We start from the raw sequence: 21,979 nt of genomic DNA on the forward strand, positions 1-21,979 counted from the left end.
CCGTCGCCGCCTCGTCGACCCGGCTAGTGAGCCGCCGAATCCCAGCTGCGGCCGTAACCCACCGACACCTCCAGCGGAACATCCAGCGGGTAGGCCGTACCCATCTTGTCGCGCACCACGGCCTCCACCTGATCGCGCTCCCCCTCGGCGATCTCGATCAGCAGCTCGTCGTGCACCTGCAGCAGGATGCGTGAGCGCAGACCGGCGGCCTTGATGGCCTCGTCGACGTTGACCATCGCGACCTTGATGATGTCGGCGGCGCTGCCCTGGATGGGCGCGTTGAGGGCGGCCCGCTCGGCGGCCTCACGGACATTGCGGTTGCTGCTGTCAAGCTCCGGCAGGTAGCGGCGCCGCCCGAACACCGTCGACGTGTAGCCGTCCTTGCGGGCCTGGTCGACAACGTCACGCAGGTAGTCACGGATGCCGCCGAACCGCGAGAAGTATTGATCCATCTGCACTTTGGCTTCTTCAGTGGAGATCTTGAGCTGCGAAGCCAGACCGTAGGCACTCAACCCGTAGGCCAGCCCGTAGGACATCGCCTTGACCCGGCGCCGCAGCTCGGGGGTCACCTCGTCGATCGGCACGTCGAAAGCACGGGAAGCGACAAACGAATGCAGGTCCTCCCCGGTGTTGAACGCTTCGATGAGCCCGGCGTCCTGCGACAGGTGCGCCATGATCCGCATCTCGATCTGGCTGTAGTCGGCCGTCATGAGTTCGGCATAGCCGGCTCCCACCACAAACCCGTCGCGGATGCGGCGGCCGGCATCGGTGCGGATCGGGATGTTCTGCAGGTTCGGCTCGGTGGACGAGAGCCGGCCGGTCGCCGCGATGGTCTGGTTGAACGTCGTGTGGATCCGGCCGTCGGAGGCCACCGCGTTGAGCAACCCGTCGACGGTGACCTTGAGCCGGGTGACGTCGCGGTGGGTCAGCAGATGCTGCAGGAACGGGTGCCCGGTCTTGTCGAACAGGGTCTGCAGGGCGTCGGCGTCGGTGGTGTAGCCGGTTTTGGTGCGTTTGGTCTTGGGCATTTCGAGCTCGTCGAACAGCACCGTCTGCAGCTGCTTCGGGGAGCCGAGGTTGATCTGTTTGCCGATCACCGCGTAGGCGGCTTCGGCGGCGTCGCGGATCTGGTCGGCGAACTCGCTCTGCAGTTCGCCGAGCAAGGTCGCATCGACGGCGATGCCGTTGGTCTCGAGTTCCGCCAGCACGCGTTGCACCGGGAGCTCCATGTCCCCCAGCAGGGCCGAGGAATCGATGCGTTCCAACTCCTCGTCCAGCGCGGTGGCCAGGTCGGCGACCGCGTTGGCGCGCAGGATCAGGGTCTGCACCGCCTGCTCGTCAACGCCCTCCTCCTCATCCAGCAACGAAAGCTGTTGCTGTTCCGGGGCATCGGCACGCAGTTCGCGACGCAGGTACCGCACCGCGAGATCGTCGAGGGTGAAGCTTCGCTGCCCGGGGCGCACCAGGTAGGCCGCGAGCGCGGTGTCGGAGGTGACACCGGCCAGCCGCCAGCCCCGGCCCTCCAGGTCATGGATGGCCAGCTTGGCCTCGTGCAGCGCCTTCGGCACGTCCGGGTCGGCCAGCCAGGCCGCCAGCGCGGCCTCGTCCTGCGGGGTCAACGTCGCGGTGTCGATATAGCGGCCGTCGCCGTCGGCCGCGACGATGGCCAGCGCGGTCGCGTCGGCATCGAACGCCAGGTGAGTCCCCACGACCGCAATCCCGTAGCGACCACCGGCAGCATGTCCGGCCAGCCAGGCCGCCAAGGTGCCCGGCTCGAGCAGCCCACCGCGAACGTCGAATCCCGCGTCCACCTCGGGATCGGTGGAGGCCAACGTGTCGAAGAGCCGGTCGCGCAGCACCCGGAACTCGAGGTCGTCGAACAGGCGGTGGATCAGGTCACGGTCCCAGGGCTGCATCCGCAACGTCTCGGGCGTCTGCGCCAGCGGCACGTCTTTCACCAGGTCGGTGAGTTCCCGGTTGAGGACCACACCGGACAGGTTCGCGCGCAGCGAGTCGCCCACCTTGCCCTTGACCTTGTCCACGTTGTCGACGAGGGCCTGCAACGAGCCGTACTCGGCGATCCACTTGGTGGCGGTCTTCTCCCCCACGCCGGGAATGCCGGGAAGGTTGTCACTCGGGTCACCACGGAGTGCGGCGAAGTCGGGATACTGCCGCGGCGTCAGGCCGTACTTCTCCTGCACCGTCTCGGGGGTGAAACGGGTGAGCTCGCTGACACCTTTGCGCGGATAGAGCACGGTCACGTCATCGCTGACCAGTTGCAGCGAGTCCCGGTCACCGGTGACCACCAGAACCCGGAAACCCTGCGCCTCGGCCTGGGTGGCCAGCGTGGCGATCAGATCATCGGCCTCGAAGCCCGCCTCGGCCAGCGCGGTGATGCCGAGCGCACCGAGCACCTCTTTGGTGATGTCGATCTGCCCGCGGAATTCGTCCGGCGTCGCGGCGCGACCAGCCTTGTACTCCGGGTACTTCTCCAGCCGGAACGTCTGCCGGGAAACGTCGAAGGCCGCGGCGATATGGGTGGGCGCCTCGTCACGGAGCAGGTTGATCAACATCGCGGTGAATCCGTAGACCGCGTTGGTGGTCAACCCGCTTCGGGTCTTGAAGTTCTCGGCGGGCAATGCGTAAAAGGCGCGGAAGGCCAGCGAGTTGCCGTCCAGCAGCATCAAGGTGGGACGATCGTCGCCGGGTCCTGCGGGTGCCTTCGCGGACGCTGTCTTGGCTGGGCTCACGCCCCTAACTCTAGGCAGAGGCTCTGACACCGCGACCGCCCGGCAGGCCCCGGCGAGGGACCCCAAAACTGCAACACGTTTCAGTTCTCCGGTACGCTGACCCGCGTGCCAGGAGCTACGCAAGCCAGCAGTCAGTCGGCGATCGACGGATGGTGGGACACCGACGAGGCCGGCAACCCGCATCTGATCGGCGGCAAGTGCCCGCAGTGCCGGACCTACGTGTTCCCGCCACGGGCCAACAACTGCCCCAACCCGGCGTGTGACAGCGACACCCTCGAGGCCGTCGCCCTGTCCCGCCGCGGCACGGTCTGGAGCTACACCGAGAACCGCTACCCGCCACCGGCCCCCTACCCCGCACCGGATCCGTTCGAACCGTTTGCAATCGCGGCCGTCGAACTCGCCGAGGAGGGCCTCATCGTGCTCGGCAAGGTGGCCGAGGGCACCCTGGCCGCGGATCTGCGGGTCGGTGTCGAGATGGAGCTGACAACGATGCCGCTCTACACCGACGATGACGGCGTGCAACGCACGGTTTACGCGTGGAGGCTGGCATGACCGATCCGCTGTACATCCTGGGCGCGGGAATGCACCCGTGGGGCAAGTGGGGACGCGACTTCACCGAGTACGGAGTCGTCGCGGCCCGCGCGGCGCTGGCCGAGGCCGGCCTGGACTGGCGCCAGATCCAGCTGGTCGCCGGCGCCGACACCATTCGCAACGGCTACCCCGGGTTCATCGCCGGCTCCACCTTTGCCCAGAAGCTGGGCTGGAACGGGGTCCCCGTCAGCTCCAGCTATGCCGCCTGCGCCAGCGGCTCGCAGGCATTGCAGAGTGCCCGCGCGCAGATCCTCGCCGGGTTCTGCGACGTCGCCTTGGTCATCGGTGCCGACACCACCCCCAAGGGCGCCTTCGCACCGGTCGGCGGAGAACGCAAGAACGATCCGGACTGGCAACGGTTCCACCTCATCGGCGCGATGAACCCGGTCTACTTTGCACTCCTGGCGCGCCGGCGCATGGATCTCTACGGCGCCACCACCGAGGACTTCGCGCAGGTGAAGGTCAAGAACTCGCGCCACGGTCTGCAGAATCCGAATGCCCGGTACCGCAAGGAGAGTGCCATCGCGGACGTGCTGGCCAGTCCGGTGGTCTCCGACCCGCTGCGACAGCTCGACATCTGCGCCACCTCCGACGGCGCCGCAGCACTGATCGTGGCGAGCAAGTCGTTCACCGAGAAGCATCTCGGGTCGGTGGACGGGGTGCCGTCGGTCCGCGCGGTCAGCACCGTGACCCCGCAGTATCCCCAGCACCTTCCCGAGTTGCCGGACATCGCGACCGACTCCACCGCGGTGGTGCCCGGACCGGAGCGGGTGTTCAAAGACCAGATCCTGGACGCGGCGTACGCGGAGGCCGGGATCGGCCCCGAGGATGTCAGCCTGGCCGAGGTGTACGACCTGTCGACGGCGCTGGAACTCGACTGGTACGAGCACCTCGGACTGTGCGCCCGAGGTGAAGCCGAGCAGTTGTTGCGCAGTGGTGCCACAACTCTCGGCGGTCGCGTGCCGGTCAACCCGTCCGGCGGGCTGGCCTGCTTCGGCGAGGCCATTCCCGCGCAGGCGATCGCCCAGGTCTGCGAGTTGACCTGGCAGCTCCGGGGGCAGGCCACCGGACGCCAGGTCGAGGGGGCGACGGTCGGTATCACCGCCAACCAGGGCCTGTTCGGCCATGGTTCCTCGGTGATCGTGGCCCGCTGACGCGTGGTCGTCACCGTTCGGGTCAAACCCGGCAGCAAAAAGGGCCCGCTGGTAGAGGTTGGTCCCGACGGCGAGCTCACCGTCTTCGTTCCCGAACGGGCCGTCGACGGCAAGGCCAATGAGGCCGTGATCCGGCTGCTCGCAGCACATTTCGACGTCCCCCGCAGTGCGGTCCGACTGGCCACCGGCGCAACCGCGCGCATCAAGCGGTTCGACATCGGCTGAACACCACCACCGATCAGGTTGGGTGGTTGTTCAGCTTTTCAAGGGGTAAAACACCACTTGACATCGAACTTCGCTGCATGCAATGGTGCAACCACCCATCCACGACCGAACGATCGTTCCGTCTTACACCGGAGGTTGCCGCGTGCCCGCCGATCTGGCCTTCTCCCCATTGGCTCTCGATCTAGCCACCCGAACGCGCCGATTCGTCGAGGACGTCGTGGCGCCGGTCGAGGAAGCCAGCGGCGGTGACATCGACGCCGCCGGCGGCGATCCCCTGCGACTCGAATTGCAGCAGAAGGCCCGCGACGCCGGAGTCTTCGCACCCCAGGTGCCCGCGGAATACGGCGGGCAGGGACTGTCACTGGTGGACTGCATTCCGGTGTTCGCGGCGGCCGGCCACTCGGTGTTCGGCCCGTTGGCGGTCAACATCGCAGCACCCGACGAAGGCAACATCCACCTGCTCGCCCACGTTGCCGACGCCGGTCAACGTGACCGGTATCTACGACCATTGGCCTGCGGCGATGTCCGCTCCGCGTTTGCCATGACCGAACCGGCACCGGGAGCCGGCTCGGACCCGGCCGCATTGCGCTGCGCCGCAACACGAGTTGACGGCGGATGGCGGATCAACGGCCGCAAGTGGTTCATCACCGGCGCCGACGGGGCGGGCTTCTTCATCATCGCGGCCCGCACCTCCGGTGAGCCCGGCACCGCCGGCGGAGTCACCCTGTTCCTGTCCCCCGCCGAGGCCGATGGAATCCACGTCGGCCGGCACATCGAAACACTGGACCGATCGATGATCGGCGGCCACTGCGAGGTCACCTTCGACGACCTCTTCGTAGGCGACGCCGATGTTCTCGGCTCCGTGGATGCGGGCCTCGCCCATATCCAGGTACGGCTGGGTCCGGCCCGGATGACGCATGTGATGCGCTGGCTGGGAACCGCACACCGCAGCCACGACATCGCCGTCGCCCACGTCGCACAGCGAAAAGCGTTCGGTTCGACATTGGGCGAATTGGGCATGGTGCAGAAGATGATCGCCGACAACGAGATCGACCTCGCCGCCACCGAAGCACTGCTCCTGCGCGGCTGCTGGGAGCTCGATCAGGGGCAACGGGCCTCCAAGGCCACATCGATCGCCAAGACCTTTGCCGCAGAGGCGATCTGGCGCGTCGTGGACCGCTCCGTGGACATGTGCGGCGCGCTCGGCGTGTCGAATGACCTTCCCCTGGCCCGGCTGCTCCGCGAGGTGCGGCCGTTCCGCATCTACGACGGCCCCTCCGACGTCCATCGTTGGGCCATCGCCCGTCGCGCCCTCCGCGCGGCCGGGAGCGCCTGATGGTGGATCCGACGGCGCTGTCCGACCTCAGCGGGCTGCGGGACATTCTGCGCACCAACAATGTTGACGTGTGTGGCGAACTCAGGTCCGAGTTGATCAGCGGCGGCCGCTCGAATCTGACCTACCTGCTGCGCGACGACAACACCCGGTGGGTGCTGCGACGACCGCCCACCGCCGGGCTCACGCAATCGGCCCACGATGTCGGCCGGGAATACCGTGTGGTGTCGGGCCTGCAGCACAGCGGTGTCCCGGTGGCACCGGCAGTGACCCTCTGCGAGGACACCACCATCCTCGGATTCCCGTTTGCCGTCTTCGGTTTTGTCGACGGCGATGTGGTGCGCACCCGTGACGAGCTGACCCAGCTCGACGACAACGCGATCACCAGATGTGCCACCGAACTGGTCCGCACGCTGGCGGCGCTGCACGCCGTCGACTACACCGCCCACGGGCTGTCCGATCTCGGCCGGCCGACCGGGTTTCCGCTGCGCCAGGCGCAGCGCTGGGCACGCCAGTGGGAGGACGTCCGGTCAGCGGATACTCCCGATGCCCAGGCACTCACGGGCTGGCTGCTCGACAATGCACCTGAACTCTCGGGTGCCGCTGTCGTGCACGGCGACTTCCGGGTCGACAATGTGATGATCGACGCCGACACCGGTGCAGTGCGGGCAGTGCTGGATTGGGAGTTGTCCACCCTCGGGGATCCGCTCACCGATATCGCATTGATGTGTGCCTGCCGAGATCCACTGTTCGACAAGGTCCTCGGATTCCCGGCGGCATGGACCAGCCCGCGGTGGCCATCTCCGGCCGAGCTGGCGCACCGGTATTCCGTCGAAACCGGCCGCGATCTGGTGCACTGGCGGTTCTACCAGGCGCTGGCCTACTTCAAACTCGCGGTGATCGCCGCCGGGATCGCTTACCGGCACCGCAGCGGGGCCACCTCCGACGACCAGTTCCGTCGCGCAGGTGACTCGGTTGACGGGCTGTTCGCGGCAGGTCTGCGGGCCGCCCGCAGTTGACGTACCGCCACGGCGCTCTCGCCGTGGCGGCCACCGTCATTCCTGGTGTCGAACAACACCCAGTGCGTATCCGACATACCACTGCGCGACCTGTTCTGGCGAGGCCGGCCCATCTGAGGAAAACCACTGCGCCAGACCGGTACACATCGTGACAACGGCGCGCGCCGCCTCGTGCGGAGCATCAACGACAAACGCGCCCTCGTCCACCCCGCGTTCGACCTCGATGTCCACCAGCTGCTGTATCCGGTTGCGCATGGCCACGATCCGGCTGCGGCCGGGCTCTTCCAGGCTGCGCATCTCGGTTGCCCCGATGAAGCCCAGTTCGCGTCGATGGGTGTGGAACAGAGCCAGATTCTCGACGAGCCGACAGAACCGGTCGACGCCGGTGTCGCCGCCGGTTTCGACGAGTACCAGTTCACTGCGGCGCAGCAGATCCCCCACCGAGATGTCGAGGATCTTCAACAACATCTCTTGCTTACTGGCGTAATGGTGGTAGATGCCGGGGACCGACAACCCCGCCCGCCTGGCGATGTCCCGCATGGTGGAGCCGTGGTAGCCGACCTCCAGAAATGCCTCGAGAGCCGCCATCAACGGCGCGTCGAACTGCAGTGGGTCGTAACGGCGCCAGTCCTCGACCGCCCGCCCCGCGCTCGTCACGTCGACCCCGGCGCCGCCGTCCCCGTCGGCTGCCGGCGACAACAACTCATCAGTCGAGACCTCCAGGACCCGGGCCACCTCGGTGAGTCTCAGGGCGCTGATCCCGGTCCGGCCGTTCTCTACCGCACTCATGGTGGCAGGGCTGACGCCGAGCCGGATAGCCATCTCACGCAAGGTGATTCCCCGGACGCCACGGGTGTGCCGGATCCGCGCTCCCAGGGCAATCGCCAGGCTGTCCTCGCCGCCGCGAACCGGACTCTGCGACATCGACTCTCCCCTGTTCAGCAAGAACAAACGCTCAGCGCTGCGACGCTTGGCCGACGCTGGTTCTGCAGAGAGAACTTAGCCACGGATTCCGAAACTTTCCGGCGATTCGCAACTCGGGAACCGGTGATTGACGCCACACCATGGACATCAGGATCGACGACAGCGACCGAGCGACTGTTCCGTCGGAGATCAGTTGCCACGAAGCGGGCGGCGGTCACCATCGAGCGCGCCGTGCCCGACACCCTCCGGCAACCGCTAACCCGCCGCCACGGCAAACGCACACCCGGTGGCTCCACCGAGCATCTGCTGCCGTCACCACGACAAAAACGCTGCGATTTCGGCGGTTCTGCCCGCTCCGGTGAACTCCGCATGTACCGAATCTCTCCAGACGGCAAATTCTCCAACATCACACCCTTCTGGCTGGGACCAGGCGTCCGAAGGCAGGCATCATTCCTGCTGCCAAGCAAATGTGCCGCAGTAAGGACAAGATGACCGAATCGGTAGTCGAGAAGCATCCCCCGGTACCTCGCACGGTGCAGGATTACATCGACGAACGTCCGATCTGGTCCGACGGCACCCAGACCTCGACCACCCCGATGACCGCAATGCAGTGGCGCATCTGGTCGCTGGCCTCGGCAGGCAAGTTCTTCGAAGGCATGATCGTCTTCATGACGGGGGTGGCACTGCCACTTCTGACTCGCGAGTTCGGGCTGAGTGCCACCGACCGGGGTCTGGTGACCGCGGCGTCCCTGGCGGGCATCCTGGTCGGTGCGACCGCACTGGGCAGCCTGGCCGACACCTTCGGCCGCAAGCGGATGTTCATCGCCGAGATGATCCTGTTCACCACCTTCCTGGTGGCGATCACATTCGCGCCGAACTTCCCGATGCTGGTGGTCTTCCTGTTCGGATCGGGGCTCGCACTAGGCTGCGACTACCCGACCGCCCACATGGTCATCTCGGAGAGCATCCCAACATCCAAACGTGGCCGACTGGTGTTGAGCGCGTTCGCTTTCCAGGCCGTCGGGGCGCTCTTCGGGGCGATCGTCGGCTACGTCATCCTCTACGGTGACGCCGAAGCCGGGGCTTGGCGGTGGATGTACGCCGTCGCGATCATCCCGGCGGTGATCGTGATCGTCGGCCGATTCTTCATCACCGACAGTCCACACTGGCTGGCCTCCAAGGGGCGGGTGACCGAGGCCGAGAACGAGATCGTACGGCTTCTGCACCGCACCCCCAGCTATCCGCGGTCGGTGTCCCTGTCCTCCCTCGACGGCCCCGGTGCCGCCGAACACCGCTCCACCAGCGGCTACCGCGCGCTGTTCACCAAACGGCACCGGCGAGCGACCATCCTGGCCTCGGTTCCCTGGTTCCTACAGGACCTCGCCACCTACGGCATCGGCATTTTCACTCCCACAATTCTGGTCGCGGTCATCGGAGCGGAATCAACGTCCGACTCCCTGTCCGATGTCATCCACAACGACATGCTTGCCGCTGAGGGGTCGGCGATCATGAGCGTTCTGTTTGTCCTCGGCATCATCGCCGCGATCTTGCTCGTGGACCAGGTGGGCCGGATCAAGTTGCAGACGATCGGGTTCATCGGCACCGCCGTCGGGCTCACGCTTGCCGCGCTGTCGATCCGGTCCGACGGCGGCCACAACATGGTGCTGCTGTTCGCCGGGTTCATGCTGTTCTACTTCGCGACGAACCTCGGCCCGAACTCGATGACCTATCTGTTGGCCGGGGAGGTCTACCCCACCGCTATCCGCGGGAAGGGTGCCGGTTTCGCCGCATCGTTCGCCAAGGTGGGCGCGGTGCTGACCGCATTCCTGTTCCCGGTCCTGCTCATCGAACTGGGCACCACGGCCCTGCTGTCCATGCTTGTCGGAGCCTCGGTCCTGGGCGCCGTGATCACCGTGGTGTTCGGTATCGAGACCAAGGGGCTCAACCTCGAGCGACTCGGCGACCCGAACCATGAAGAGCACCTGCGGATGCAGCGCAACGCCGACGCATCCATCGCGTGAGTCAGCCGACGCCAAGCCAAGCGACCCCGCGCTAAGCGACACCGAGGTAGGCGGCCCGAATACTGTCGTCGGACAACAGTTCCCGGGCGGGACCGGTGCGGGTCACGTTACCTGTCTCGAGGATGTAGGCGCGGTCGGATCGGCTCAGAGCCTGCTGGGCGTTCTGCTCCACCAGCAGCACTGTGGTGCCCTGTTTGTTGATCTCGGAGATGATCCTGAAGATCTGCGAGATCACCATGGGCGCCAGCCCCATCGAGGGTTCGTCGAGCAACAGCACCCGCGGCCGGGCCATCAGTGCCCGGCCGATGGCCAGCATCTGCTGCTCACCGCCGGACAACGTGCCACCGACCTGAGTTTCACGCTCCTTGAGCCGGGGAAAGGTCTCGAAGACCCAATCCAGCCGTTCACGGTGTAGGGCTTTGCTCTCGAACTTTCGTCCGTAACAGCCCATTTCAAGGTTCTCCGTCACGGTCATCCCGGGGAACACGCCACGACCCTCCGGCGCCTGGATGAGGCCGTCGGTGACGCGGTGGTGCGCCTTCACGCGGGAGATGTCGCGGCCCTCGAACCAGACCGACCCCGAGGTCAGCGGACGCAGCCCGGAGATGGCACGCATCAGCGTCGTCTTACCGGCGCCGTTGGACCCCAGAAGGGTGACCAGCTCACCCCGATGCACCACCAGCGAGACACCGTGCAGCGCTTTGATTCTGCCGTAGTGCACCACAACGTCGCGGACTTCCAGCAGGACTTCACTCGAGCTCGTCATCAGGGACTCCCAGGTAAGCGGCGATCACCTTCGGGTCTTCCCGGATCTGCAGGGGAAGACCGTCGGCGATCTTGCGGCCGAACTCCAGCACCACGATCCGATCGGTGACCCCCATGACCAGACGCATGTCGTGCTCGATCAGCAGCACGGTGTAGCCGTCGTCGCGAATCGCCTGGATCAACTCGATGAGGGCGGCCTTCTCGCTCGGGTTGAAGCCGGCCGCGGGTTCATCGAGGCACAGCAGCTTCGGTTCGGTGGCCAGTGCCCGGGCGATCTCCAGGCGGCGCTGATCACCGTACGGCAGGTTCTTGGCCTTCTCATCGCCGCGATGGGCGATACCGACGAACTGCAGCAATGCGGCGGCCTTCTCGATGGCCGATTTCTCCTCACGTCGGTGCCTCGGGGTACGGAACAACGCCCCCGGGACCGAGGTCCGGTGCCGGGCGTCGGTGCCCACCACCACGTTCTCCAGCGCCGTCATCTCGCCCCACAGACGAATGTTCTGGAAGGTCCGGGCGATACCCCGGCGGGTGATCTGGTGCCGCTTGATCCGGCCCAGCGGCTCACCATCGAACATCACGGTGCCCGAGGTGGGCCGGTACACCCCGGTGATGGCGTTGAAACAGGTCGTCTTGCCGGCGCCGTTGGGTCCGATCAGACCGAGGATCTCGCCCCGCTTGATGCTGAAGCTCACCGAGTCCAACGCGGTCAGGCCACCGAATTTGACTGTCAGATCCGTGGTTTCGAGCAATGCCTGCCCCTCGGCGACCGAGACGTCGCGGGTCAGCGACGCCATCTCCTCGTGGATGAGGGGCTCGGGCTGCTGGTCGGTCATGCCGCCGCCTTCGAATCGTCGGCGCTGCTCAACAACTTCCGGGCCGCCTTGCCGTAGGTGAGCAACTGCTGGCGCACCGGGAACAACCCCTGCGGTCGGAAGATCATCAACAGCACCAGTGACAACCCGAAGAACAGGTACTTCAGATCCCCCAGGTTGATGCCGAACAGGTGCACCCCGAGCAGCCGGTTGGGCAGGTAGACAATGACAAACGCACCGAAGATGACACCCAGTTTGTTGCCCTGGCCACCGAGTACCACCGCACACAGGAACAGCATCGAATTGATGATGTTGAAGTTGGTGGGCGCCACGAACTGCACCTGGCCGGCGTACAACGCCCCCGACAGACCCCCGACGGCCGCACCGATGGTGAACGCCCAGAGCTTGAACTTGAAGGCGTTGACACCCATCACCTCCGCGGCGTCCTCGTCCTCCCGGATCGCCACCCACGCCCGGCCCACCCGGCTGCGCTCCAGGTTGCCCACCAACAGCAAGATGATCGCGACGAGGAACAACCCCACCCAGTACCACCAGGTGCCGTTGTTGGCGTTTCCCATCGCGTTGGCGCCGGAGAAATAGCCTCCGGGCATCTTGTCCTCACCCAGCCGCGGGAAAGCGATCGCACCCAGACCACGCGAGCCGTTGGTGACGTCGTTGAGGTTGTCGGCCAGCAGCCGGATGATCTCACCGAAACCGAGCGTCACGATCGCCAGGTAGTCGCCGCGAAGCCGCAGCGTCGGCGTACCGAGGATCAGTCCGGCCAGCGCGGTGAAGCAGATGGCCAGTGGCACACAGGACAACCACGCCCAGTCGGTGCTGAAGAATCCACTGACCCCCAGCTTGTTCCACGGACTCTGCGGGCTGGTCAACAAGGCGACCGTGTAGGCCCCCACCGCGTAGAAACCGACGTACCCGAGGTCCAGCAGCCCGGCCTGCCCGACCACGACGTTGAGCCCGATCGCCACCAACGCGATCATGGTGAACTGAGCCATCACACCGTCGAAGCTGACACCGGGGGTGTCGAGGAACGGCGGGGTGTACAGCGGAAGCAGCGCCATCACCGCAAACCCGATGACACCGAAGCCCCACTTCTGGACGCGGGTCCGCTCGCTCCACCAGTCCCGCGCGATATCGCCGGGCGCCATCGCGGCCTTCTTGACTGTGGTCATGCTCGTGCCTTCCCGAGGCTCTCACCGAGTATGCCGGTGGGCCGGAAGAACAGGACCAGCACCAGTAGCGCAAACGCCACCACATCGCGCCACTGGGTGCCGAAGAGCATCTGGCCCCAGTTCTCCATGACACCGAGCAGCAGGCCACCGAGCAACGCGCCCCGCAGGTTGCCGATCCCGCCGAGCACCGCAGCCGAGAAAGCCTTGATGCCCAGCAGGAAACCGCCCGAATAGATGATGCCCTGCGGCACCTTCAGCGTGTACAGCAGCGCGGCGGCGCCCGCCAGCAGACCACCGATCAGGAAGGTGGTCATGATGATGCGCTCCCGGGAGACACCCATCAGTGTCGCGGTAGTCGGGTCCTGGGCGACGGCCCGGATACCCCGGCCGAACTTGGTTCGATTGAGCCCCATGTCCACCAGCAGCGCCAGGATGAGCGCGGCACCGATGACCACCAGCGTGACATTGGTGACCGAGGCGCCGAATACCGAGAACTGCTCCTTGGGCTGCACCAGCGTGATCGGCTGCTGGGCGTTGTTACCGCCGTAGCCGGTGATCAGCTTCGGCAGGATGAAATGCACGAACTCCTGCAGGACAAACGACATCCCGATCGCGGTTATCAGGAAGGTGAGCGGCCGGGCGTTGCGTTTTCGCAGGGGCCGATACGCGATGAACTCCAAACCCACTGCCGCAGAACCGGATACCAGCATCGCGAACAGCATCGCGATACCCAGGTACAGCACCGTCAGCAACACGCCTTTGTTGTAGGCGTTTCCGCTCGGTGTGAAGCCGAGGATCATGTCGAGACAGAAGTACGCGCCGAACATTCCCAGCATGAAGATCTCGGAGTGGGCGAAGTTGATCAGCCGCAGCACACCGAAGACCAAGGTGTAGCCGACCGCCACCAACGCATAGATCGCCCCCCAGGACAATCCATCGATGGTCAACTGCCAGAAGCTGTTGAACAGGCCCTCGACATTGAAGCCGATATTGGCAAGACACGCGGTGTGCCCGATGCAGTCCTGGATCATCCGTTTCGGAGCTCCTCACGCAAACCCGATGAAAGAGAACGCGTCCGGGCCGTTGGGCCGCGGACGCGTTCATCGCCAGTCTTATTGGACCTTGTAGATCCAGATGAGCGTGTTGGTGAGCTCACCCGTCGGGGTCCACTCGTAGTTGCGGGCAATACCGGGCGCGCTGTAGGTGCGGACGAACTCCAGCAGCTCCGGACGTGTCACCTTGCCCGCGTCGATGCCCTTGAGCAGGATCGTCCCCAGGTCATAGCCCTCGGTGCTGTAGGTGCCCGGCTCCTGCCCGAACTTCTCGGTGTACTCCTCGGCGAACGACCCGGTGGCCGGACCGCACGGGCACGCCAACACGGCGTCCTTGGAAGCCTGACCGGCCTGCTTCACGAACTCGGGGTCCTTGGTGCCGTCGGCGCTGGCGAACGTCGCCTCCACACCCCCGTCACGCAACTGCTGCACAAACGGCGCCGCCTCGGCGTAGTACCCGCTGAAGAACACCGAATCCGGTGCTACACCCTTGATCTGGTTGACCGCAGTGGAGAAGTCCTTGTCGCCCTTCTTCACCGAGATGTTGCAACCCGGATCCGCGACCTCACCGAGTGTCTCGCGGACCGCTTGGGCCAGACCGAGGCCATAGTCGGTGCTGTCGTCGACCACACAGACCTTCTGATTGCCCAGCGTGTTCTTCAGGTAGTTGGCCACCGAGGGGCCCTGCACCCCGTCGTTGGCCAGCCCGCGGAAGAACGTCCGCCAGCCGTTCTCCGACAACGTGACGTTGGTGGCCGACGCGGTGGTCGCCACCAGACCCGCCTGATCGAACACCTGGCCGGTGGCCTTGGTCTCGCCCGAGAACGCCGGGCCGACCAAACCGACCGTGTAGGCGTCATTGACGATCTGCGGGGCGATCTGCGTCGCCTTCTGCGGATCACCCTCGGTGTCGAATGTCTTGAGCTGCACCTGGCAGCCGGGATTGGCGTCGTTGTGCTGATCGACGGCCAACTGGACACCGTTTTTGATGTTGATTCCGAGTGCAGCGTCCGGACCGGTCAACGCCCCGGCCATGGCCAGCGACAGCGGGGGGCACTGGGCGTTGCCGTCACCGGCGGGATTGGCCGGTTCGGCACCCTCCACAGCCGGTACCTCGGCACCGTTCTGATCGATCTGGACTTGCTCGACGATCGCCAGATCGCTTTGTGCTGAACCTTCCTCGGGCGAACCCTGGTTGCAGCCGACAAGTCCCACCGCAAGCAGAGCTGCTGAACTGAGAGCGAATGCACTCCGTGTCGCGCGACTGCGCACTTCTCACCTCCGAGTCAATGTGAGTCCTCGTCAACACCCCAGGTCGGACCATCAACGCTTAGGAGAGAAACATAACCAACCGATCGCCGGACCGCGTGCTGTTGATCAAGGCGAACCTCATCGGAATCGCGTCGAGTCGACAAACATCGCGGTCAGCGCGACGGGCGAGCAAAAACTCGGCTGCGGGGAAACGCAGTTTTAACTCCGGAGGCGCCGCGTCAGCCTTCCGGCGACTCGTCCGCGGGCTCTTCCGCGGGCGGATCGAGGGTTTCCAGGATGACCTCGGCGACCCGTTTCATCGTGGTGCGGCGATCCATCGCCGCGCGCTGGATCCACTTGAACGCTTCCGGCTCGGACATGTTCTGCTTCGACTGCAACAAACCCTTGGCGCGCTCGACGAGCTTGCGGGTCTCCAGCCGGTCCGACAGGCTCGCCACCTCACGTTCCAACAACGAGACCTCGCTGAACCGGCTGACAGCCAGTTCGATCGCCGGGATCAGATCGTTGATCGAAAACGGTTTGACCAAGTACGCCATGGCGCCGGCATCGCGGGCCCGCTCGACCAGATCACGCTGGCTGAACGCGGTCAGGACCACGATCGGGGCGATCCGCTTGCTGGCGATCTCGGCGGCGGCGTCGATACCGTCCCGGCGCGGCATCTTCACATCCATGATCACCAGATCAGGTTTGAGCTGTTCAGCCAGCTCGACGGCCTCTTGGCCGTCACCTGCCTCGCCGACAACGTCGTAGCCTTCTTCGCGCAGCATTTCGGCCAGATCCAGCCGGATCAGCGCCTCATCTTCGGCGATGAGCACTCGGTGCGGGGTGGCGACGTCGGAGTCGCCCGTTGGCGCGGTCATCCCGTCATTGTCGCGCGAGGCGGCCCATTGGGCGAGCGCAGGGCCGGAAGGGTAACCTCTGTCAGTTCCCGCGCGGCGATCCTCTATGGTGGTAACCCGCACGCGACATTAAGCCCTCGTATCCCAACTGGCAGAGGAAACGGATTCAAAACCCGTGCAGTGTGAGTTCGAATCTCACCGAGGGCACCAGTTACACCAGGACCAGCACGTCCGGCCCCACCAGCGTGGAGGTGCCGACAATGCCCACGCCGTCGAATGCGTCGGCAATCGCCTGGAGCTCCGAGGGTGTGAACCCGAACTGCGTCGCGGTGTCGAGGATCGCCGCGCGCCCGTCGACGAACTTCGCGCCCGGGCTGAGCCGGTACAGCGAGTGATAGAACACCCGCGCCCACGTGTCGTTCGACACCGATGCGGTGTTGGGATCGGTGATCATCCGGTAGGCGGCGTGGCTGAAGATGGTGCTGTTCCAGTGCTCCCCACCGTCGTCCTCGGTCCCGGTGTAGCGGTTCACATAGTGGGTCTTGTAGCCCGTTCCGACCGAACCCGGGCTGGCCAGGCTGCGGATGGCACCGTTGGCGGAGTCCTCACCGATCAGCCAGCGACCCGAGCCCGTCTTGCCTTCGATGAGGACGCCGAGGATGTCGGAGTAGGCCTCGTTGAGCGCGCCGGATTCGCCGTAGTCGAGCACCGACCCGCCGTTACTGACGATGTGGCTGACCACTCCGTGGGTGAATTCGTGGGCCACCACGTCCAGGGCGGCCTCGTACTGCCCGACGCTGCCGAACACGAACTGCTGAGCCGACGGACTCCAGAAGGCATTGGCATACCCGAACAGGTACTCCTGCAGGGTGGTTCGCGGGCTGTAGCCCACCGAGGTCACCACGGTGGCACCGTTGCCGTCGAACGAATCGCGGGCCAGCACCGTGGCGTAGTAGTCATAGACGACCGCCATGTTGGCGTGTGCCGAAATCCCCGCCGCGCTCCAGCCGAACAGCAGCGAGCGCGTCACCAAGCTGCCGGGGGTGACCGGCCCGCCGAGCCCAAAAAGGCTGTAGGTGGTGGCATAGGTGGAGATGTTGCGGGTCTTGTCGACGAGGCTGTGGGAGTTGAAGAAGAACAGCCACCGGCCCGGGGCCACGTCGATGGTGCGGGTGACTCCGCGCAGGTCGACTCCGGCGGTGGTCAGCGCCTGGACATTTGAGGTCCCGACGATCACCTTTCCGGCGTCGGCGCCGTTGGCGCGGACGTAGTAGCTGGCTCCGAGCAGGTTGGCCGAATCGGCCGCAGATCGCATCTTCACGTGCCACGCCAGCGCCGGCGCGACGTCGTCCTCGAGGGCAAAGATGACCAGTTCGGTGTCGGCAGTGGTGGACTTCAGCAGCCGTGCCGTCCAGGCTTTACTGGGCCGCTGGCCGAACGCGCCCAACAGGTGCGCCGCCGCCGATGCCACGGCCGCCGACCCGTTGAACCCCTCGACCGAGGTATCCAGGCCGTTGAGGCGGCTGTCGTGGTTGTTGTACAGACCGGTGACCGTGCCATTGCCGTCGGTGACGAGGATGACCTCACTGCCCACGACGGTGATGCCGCCGATGCTTTCCCGGAGCCGGTAGAACTCCTCGGTGACCGCCGACCCGGATGACGACGACCGGACCACCCGGTGGACGGTGATCAAATCGGCACTGGCAAAACCACTTTCGGCGCCCAGGATCGAGGCCCACTCGTTGAGCACCTTGGCCGCAGCGGCACTGTCGGTGACTTGCTCAGAGGTGAAAGTGCCGTTGATGACACTGATCCGGCCGTCGGTGCCCATCTGCACGGTCACCGCGTCGGGCCGGCCCACGGAGGCGTCGTTGATCGCCGGCGGAACGCCGGTGACATCGACGCCAGCGCCGACCACCTCGCCGTCTTGCCCCGTCAACGTCGGCTGGGCGGTCGGACGCTGGTTGTTCCAGCTGGATTGGGACTGACGGACCGCAACCCACAACATCTCCATGATCCGGGGCAGGGGCGCGGCGGGAACCGGCAGATCGGCGGCAAACGATCCGAAACCGGCCCAAGTGAGGATGTCGGCGACCACCGTGGCCGCGTTCACCGGCCGGACGACGGGAGTGGGTGCCGGCTGCGGTAGCGCGGCGGGCACGATGACGGCCGATTCGGTGGTGTTCGGGGTGGCCGTGGACGAGACCGGCTCCGGTTCGGCCGATGCTTCTTCGCCCGAGGTGTCGTCGACTGACCCAGCGTTGTGGAAAGCCGTGTTGTCGGGAGTCGTGCTGTCGGGAGCGGTGTTGTCGACGGTCGTGTCAGCGGACCGGTTGTCGACGGGGGTGCCGTCGACCTCGTCGACCTCGTCGGCAGTGTCGGCAACCGATCTGCCGGACGGTGTGCGGTCAGCGCCGGCCGTGCCGAAGGTCCGCGCCTTCCGCGGTGCGGCACCCTTGGCCTCATCCGGCGAGGCGCCCGCGGAACCGTCGGCATTCGGGTCGACGGCATCGGTGGTGCCGGCATCGACGTCGGCGTCTGCATCATCGGTGTTGCCAGATCCGGAGGCTCGCGAATCAGATTGTGAGCCCCTGGTGCCGGACCGGGCGCCCGAGGCTGCCGCTTCGGATCTCTTGGACTCCCGGGCCTGCTCGCGGCTGCTCGACGTGTCGTTACCACGATCGGTGCCCGGTGCCGCCGACGCGACGGCCGGGGCGCCGGCTACCACTGCGCCGAGTGCAAACAGAACCGCCGCCGACCGCTTGACGTGGAGCGCAGCACAAGACTGGCACGACGGTTCGAGCTGCATCGAGCGGCGTGAAATCACGGAGTCCCCCGTCGGCGAAGTTTGCTGGCATAGGAAGACTAGCCTCCGGCACACCATTTACGGGGGTGTAAGCCAATCCGATTTCCCCGACGTGACGTAGCGACGGGTTTTTGTCAGGTCATCCCCTCGGCTTCAGCCCGGGAACGCACCGGGTCACTGCCCGGGATGTGGGTGGGCGACGTCGGCTCGTCGACGCCGTTGCGGACGCGCTGCTGGGCGGCACGGAACTCCGGCAACGGGCCCATCACGGTGTGGATGCCGTTGATCACCGACCACATCACCGCCCTCCTGGCGAACCGCTCGATCGGATGGGGCGAGCGATGCATCACCATGGCCGCGGCCCAGTCGGGCAGAGCATCGCGAATCGCCCAGTCGATGAGCTCACCCCCGGGAAGACCGTCGTCGGCGTCGCCGAGATTCGGACCGGTCGACATCGCCATGCCGTAGGTGATCGCAAGCCTGGGCAGATAGGACTTCAGACAGTCCAGCGTCTGCGCTTTGGTCTCGGGCAGATCGGTCCCGCCGAGCGCGTGGCCGACTTTCACGAACTCCCGGTAGTAGCGATCGATCTTCCTGCCACGCAACGGATTCGGGTGATAGATCTCATGCGCGGTGGCGATCCCCCACACCACCGTCGCATAGTTCCAGCGCAACCAGTCGGGATCGTCGGCGTCATAGGCCAGCCCGTCGGGCCGGGTTCCCTTGACCGTGTGATGCATGGCGCGCACCGTCGTGGCCAGCCGCTCGGCAGTGGCGGTGGAGCCGTAGGCCGTCCCGGTGAAGAACGACACCGAATGACCGAGGCGTACGCCGGCGCCGTCCGGATCGATCCGACCGGTGGCAACGCCCGCGGCGTCGCGTTCGGGGATGCGCGAATGGTCCATACCCATCCAGAAGATCGACGGATCGAACCGCTCGAGATAGGCGGCACAGTAGAGCCCGAGCACCAGCGCCGGCATATGGGAGTGCACGTGCCAGACCGCACTGCCGGGCCCGAACCAACCCGGGTCACCCACCGGCTCAGCGAACTCGAGGCCGCGGAAATAACGGCGCCGGATCTCTTCGTCGTAGAACCTGAGAAACCGCTGCTGAAGCATCTGATGGGGCAAGGGCGGCAGTAACTGCATTGCTATCACCTGCGCGCTGTTCGAAGTGGGGGTGGCAACCCAGCCTACACTTTTGGCAACACCCGTCGCCAAAATTTTGTATCGCTAGGATGAACCGATGTCGAGCCTCACCAGGTGGGCCGGTGTACCACTGACCGACCGCCGGATCGAGCGCCGGGGACTGCTGGTCGCCGCGGCCTTTGCACTGTTCGGAGACGGTGGCGAGAGCGCCGTGTCGGTCCGGTCGGTGTGCCGCGAGTGCGCCCTCAACACCCGGTACTTCTACGAGAGCTTCGCCGACACCAACGAACTGCTCGGTGCGGTCTACGACGGAGTGGCGACCGGCCTGGCTGAAGCCGTGGAGGTGGCGATCACAGACGTCATCACCTCCGGCGGCACCGACGTCGACCGGCTCCGCGCCGGCATCCGTGCCGTACTGGGGTTCAGCTCGGCAGACTCCCGCCGCGGCCGGGTGCTGTTCACCGAGGCCCGGGCGAATCCGGTGCTCACCACCCGCCGGGAGATCGCGCTGGAGAACCTGCGCCAGATCGTCCTCAGCGAGCGGGAGCAGACCCATCCCGTCGAGGACAAGATCACGACACTGATCGCCGCGGCGCTCTACACCGGAGCCATGTCCGAACTGGCACAGCAATGGCTGTCGGGGAATCTCGGCGAAGACCTGGAAGCCGTCGTCGATCGCGCCACGCGATTGGTCTCCGCCACCAGCTGAGCGCCATCGCCGAAGTCGGCCCTCACCAGCGCCGTTGCGGGATACGCTGCCCTCGTGGTGACGTTTCGCGATGCCGCCGCCGCGGCCCTGGCCGACGGTGGGTTCCGGCAGCGCCACCCGTGTGTGCCGGTCCGCAGCGCCCACTACGCGGACAGCACCGCCCGGCGATTCCGGGTCCTGAAGATCACCACCTGGATCGCCGCGTTGGTCAGCGCCGGCTTCGGCACATGGCAGCTGGTGTCCGGGTACGAAATGTGGCACATCGGCGTCATCAATGTCGTGACCGGATTGGTGTTCCTGGCGATCCCGCTGCTCCGCCCGCTCGGGGACCTGGTGGCCCCGCTGATGTTCACCGTGGTGGCCTACGGGTCGATCTTCTTCATCACCTGGAACATCGGCACCGACGCGGGGCTGCAGTTCTACTACCTGGTTGCCGCATCGGTGCTGGTGCTGATGCTGGGCATCGAACGCATCGTGCTGGCCGGGGCGCTGGCCGCTCTCGGTGCCGCCCTGGCAGTGACCCTGGAGATCACCGTCCCCGGCAGGGTCGACAACCAACCGGCGTGGCCGTTGACGGTCGGATTCATCACCTCGGTCACAGCCTCGTGCGTACTGGCGTTCGCGACGGTGTGGTACGCCCTGCGGGAGATCGCCCGCGCCGAGGCCGCCATGGAAATGGAGTACGACCGCTCCGAACGACTGCTGTCCAACATGCTGCCGGCCAGCATCGCCAGCCGGCTCAAGGATCCGAACCGCACCACCATCGCCGACCGCTACGACGACGCCTCGATCCTGTTCGCCGACATCGCCGGATTCACCGAACGTGCCAGCGACATCCCACCCTGCGATCTGGTGGGTTTCCTGGACCGCATCTACACCGCGTTCGACGTGCTGGTGGACCGGCATGGCCTGGAGAAGGTGAAGACCACCGGCGATTCCTACATGGTGGTCAGCGGAGTCCCCGAACCACGAGAAGACCATGCGCAAGCGCTCGCCGACCTCGCCCTGGACATGCTGGCCGCAGCGACGGGACTCACCGATCCGCTGGGGCGCGCCGTCCCGATGCGGATCGGGCTGGCGGCCGGCACGGTGGTTGCCGGCGTCGTCGGCTCCCGCCGGTTCTTCTACGACGTCTGGGGCGACGCCGTCAACGTCGCCTCCCGAATGGAAACCACCGACCAGGCCGGCCGGATCCAGGTGCCCGAAGACGTCTTCCACCGCCTCGAAAACGATTTCATCCTCGAGGAGCGCGGCGACATCATGGTCAAAGGCAAGGGCGTGATGCGAACCTGGTACCTGGTGGGACGACGATCAGAACCGGTGCAGACACCGGCGGGCACCGAGATCCACGTTCTCGGTCAGTGAC

The 21,979-nt window shown here is 65.9% G+C and carries 18 protein-coding genes and 1 tRNA gene; 9 read left to right on the top strand and 10 right to left on the bottom strand.

Annotated features, from left to right (window positions below; translation table 11 throughout):
• Positions 1-23: 23 nt before the first annotated feature.
• Positions 24-2,684, bottom strand: a complete 2,661-nt coding sequence (gene polA / locus WBB07_RS19690) for a DNA polymerase I (protein WP_526310105.1) — start codon at positions 2,682-2,684, stop codon at positions 24-26.
• Between the two features lie 171 nt (positions 2,685-2,855).
• Here polA and WBB07_RS19695 point away from each other — a divergent pair, with 171 nt between their 5' ends.
• The 5 genes from WBB07_RS19695 to WBB07_RS19715 all read left to right on the top strand — a co-directional run bounded on the left by WBB07_RS19695 (position 2,856) and on the right by WBB07_RS19715 (position 7,072).
• Positions 2,856-3,302, top strand: a complete 447-nt coding sequence (locus WBB07_RS19695; RefSeq protein WP_526310076.1) for a Zn-ribbon domain-containing OB-fold protein — start codon at positions 2,856-2,858, stop codon at positions 3,300-3,302.
• Entirely contained in the window at positions 3,299-4,495 is a 1,197-nt protein-coding gene (locus WBB07_RS19700) for a lipid-transfer protein (RefSeq protein WP_526310077.1), read from the top strand. The genes WBB07_RS19695 and WBB07_RS19700 overlap by 4 nt, the downstream gene beginning before the upstream one ends.
• 3 nt (positions 4,496-4,498) lie before the next feature.
• Entirely contained in the window at positions 4,499-4,720 is a 222-nt protein-coding gene (locus tag WBB07_RS19705; protein WP_526310078.1) for a DUF167 domain-containing protein, read from the top strand.
• Positions 4,721-4,862: 142 nt separating this feature from the next.
• Positions 4,863-6,056, top strand: a complete 1,194-nt coding sequence (locus tag WBB07_RS19710; RefSeq protein ID WP_526310079.1) for an acyl-CoA dehydrogenase family protein — start codon at positions 4,863-4,865, stop codon at positions 6,054-6,056.
• Positions 6,056-7,072: a phosphotransferase family protein gene (locus WBB07_RS19715; protein ID WP_526310080.1), complete on the top strand. Its 1,017-nt coding sequence runs from the start codon at positions 6,056-6,058 to the stop codon at positions 7,070-7,072. Before WBB07_RS19710 ends, WBB07_RS19715 begins: the two co-directional genes overlap by 1 nt.
• 36 nt (positions 7,073-7,108) lie before the next feature.
• Here the strand turns inward: WBB07_RS19715 and WBB07_RS19720 are convergent, their stop codons facing one another.
• A complete protein-coding gene (locus WBB07_RS19720) occupies positions 7,109-7,996 on the bottom strand; it encodes a TetR-type transcription factor C-terminal domain-containing protein (RefSeq protein ID WP_526310081.1) in 888 nt (295 codons plus the stop codon).
• Between the two features lie 488 nt (positions 7,997-8,484).
• On the opposite strand from WBB07_RS19720, the gene WBB07_RS19725 reads away from it, so the two are divergent.
• Positions 8,485-10,017: an MFS transporter gene (locus WBB07_RS19725; protein ID WP_526310082.1), complete on the top strand. Its 1,533-nt coding sequence runs from the start codon at positions 8,485-8,487 to the stop codon at positions 10,015-10,017.
• Positions 10,018-10,048: 31 nt separating this feature from the next.
• Here the strand turns inward: WBB07_RS19725 and WBB07_RS19730 are convergent, their stop codons facing one another.
• The 6 genes from WBB07_RS19730 to WBB07_RS19755 form a co-directional block, all read right to left on the bottom strand.
• A complete protein-coding gene (locus WBB07_RS19730; protein ID WP_526310083.1) occupies positions 10,049-10,783 on the bottom strand; it encodes an ABC transporter ATP-binding protein in 735 nt (244 codons plus the stop codon).
• Complete coding sequence (locus tag WBB07_RS19735; RefSeq protein WP_526310106.1) at positions 10,767-11,579, bottom strand: ABC transporter ATP-binding protein; 813 nt, start codon at positions 11,577-11,579, stop codon at positions 10,767-10,769. Before WBB07_RS19735 ends, WBB07_RS19730 begins: the two co-directional genes overlap by 17 nt.
• A 35-nt stretch (positions 11,580-11,614) precedes the next feature.
• Entirely contained in the window at positions 11,615-12,787 is a 1,173-nt protein-coding gene (locus WBB07_RS19740; protein WP_526310084.1) for a branched-chain amino acid ABC transporter permease, read from the bottom strand.
• Complete coding sequence (locus WBB07_RS19745) at positions 12,784-13,818, bottom strand: branched-chain amino acid ABC transporter permease (protein WP_526310085.1); 1,035 nt, start codon at positions 13,816-13,818, stop codon at positions 12,784-12,786. Before WBB07_RS19745 ends, WBB07_RS19740 begins: the two co-directional genes overlap by 4 nt.
• A gap of 81 nt (positions 13,819-13,899) precedes the next feature.
• Positions 13,900-15,111, bottom strand: coding sequence for a branched-chain amino acid ABC transporter substrate-binding protein (locus WBB07_RS19750; RefSeq protein ID WP_526310086.1), 1,212 nt, complete (start codon positions 15,109-15,111; stop codon positions 13,900-13,902).
• Between the two features lie 218 nt (positions 15,112-15,329).
• Positions 15,330-15,971, bottom strand: coding sequence for a two-component system response regulator PdtaR (locus WBB07_RS19755; protein ID WP_526310087.1), 642 nt, complete (start codon positions 15,969-15,971; stop codon positions 15,330-15,332).
• 112 nt (positions 15,972-16,083) lie between these two features.
• Here WBB07_RS19755 and WBB07_RS19760 point away from each other — a divergent pair.
• Positions 16,084-16,160: transfer RNA gene (locus WBB07_RS19760), tRNA-Leu, on the top strand.
• A gap of 1 nt (position 16,161) precedes the next feature.
• Here WBB07_RS19760 and WBB07_RS19765 read toward each other — a convergent pair.
• Positions 16,162-18,777, bottom strand: coding sequence for a M4 family metallopeptidase (locus WBB07_RS19765; protein ID WP_526310088.1), 2,616 nt, complete (start codon positions 18,775-18,777; stop codon positions 16,162-16,164).
• 113 nt (positions 18,778-18,890) lie between these two features.
• Entirely contained in the window at positions 18,891-19,904 is a 1,014-nt protein-coding gene (locus WBB07_RS19770) for an oxygenase MpaB family protein (RefSeq protein WP_526310089.1), read from the bottom strand.
• A 97-nt stretch (positions 19,905-20,001) separates the two neighbouring features.
• Between WBB07_RS19770 and WBB07_RS19775 the strand changes: the two genes are divergently transcribed.
• Both WBB07_RS19775 and WBB07_RS19780 read left to right on the top strand, forming a co-directional pair.
• Positions 20,002-20,613, top strand: coding sequence for a TetR/AcrR family transcriptional regulator (locus WBB07_RS19775; RefSeq protein WP_526310090.1), 612 nt, complete (start codon positions 20,002-20,004; stop codon positions 20,611-20,613).
• A gap of 57 nt (positions 20,614-20,670) precedes the next feature.
• Complete coding sequence (locus WBB07_RS19780; protein WP_526310091.1) at positions 20,671-21,978, top strand: adenylate/guanylate cyclase domain-containing protein; 1,308 nt, start codon at positions 20,671-20,673, stop codon at positions 21,976-21,978.
• Position 21,979: the final 1 nt, after the last annotated feature.

Source organism: Mycobacterium sp. (assembly GCF_049647605.1).
GTDB lineage: Bacteria > Actinomycetota > Actinomycetes > Mycobacteriales > Mycobacteriaceae > Mycobacterium.

Coding starts and splice junctions, on each gene's coding strand:
- polA (WP_526310105.1), bottom strand. CDS start 2,684: ATGCTGCTGGACGGCAACTCGCTGGCCTTCCGCGCCTTTTACGCATTG.
- WBB07_RS19700 (WP_526310077.1), top strand. CDS start 3,299: ATGACCGATCCGCTGTACATCCTGGGCGCGGGAATGCACCCGTGGGGC.
- WBB07_RS19715 (WP_526310080.1), top strand. CDS start 6,056: ATGGTGGATCCGACGGCGCTGTCCGACCTCAGCGGGCTGCGGGACATT.
- WBB07_RS19720 (WP_526310081.1), bottom strand. CDS start 7,996: ATGTCGCAGAGTCCGGTTCGCGGCGGCGAGGACAGCCTGGCGATTGCC.
- WBB07_RS19725 (WP_526310082.1), top strand. CDS start 8,485: ATGACCGAATCGGTAGTCGAGAAGCATCCCCCGGTACCTCGCACGGTG.
- WBB07_RS19730 (WP_526310083.1), bottom strand. CDS start 10,783: ATGACGAGCTCGAGTGAAGTCCTGCTGGAAGTCCGCGACGTTGTGGTG.
- WBB07_RS19735 (WP_526310106.1), bottom strand. CDS start 11,579: ATGGCGTCGCTGACCCGCGACGTCTCGGTCGCCGAGGGGCAGGCATTG.
- WBB07_RS19740 (WP_526310084.1), bottom strand. CDS start 12,787: ATGACCACAGTCAAGAAGGCCGCGATGGCGCCCGGCGATATCGCGCGG.
- WBB07_RS19745 (WP_526310085.1), bottom strand. CDS start 13,818: ATGATCCAGGACTGCATCGGGCACACCGCGTGTCTTGCCAATATCGGC.
- WBB07_RS19755 (WP_526310087.1), bottom strand. CDS start 15,971: ATGACCGCGCCAACGGGCGACTCCGACGTCGCCACCCCGCACCGAGTG.
- WBB07_RS19770 (WP_526310089.1), bottom strand. CDS start 19,904: ATGCAGTTACTGCCGCCCTTGCCCCATCAGATGCTTCAGCAGCGGTTT.
- WBB07_RS19775 (WP_526310090.1), top strand. CDS start 20,002: ATGTCGAGCCTCACCAGGTGGGCCGGTGTACCACTGACCGACCGCCGG.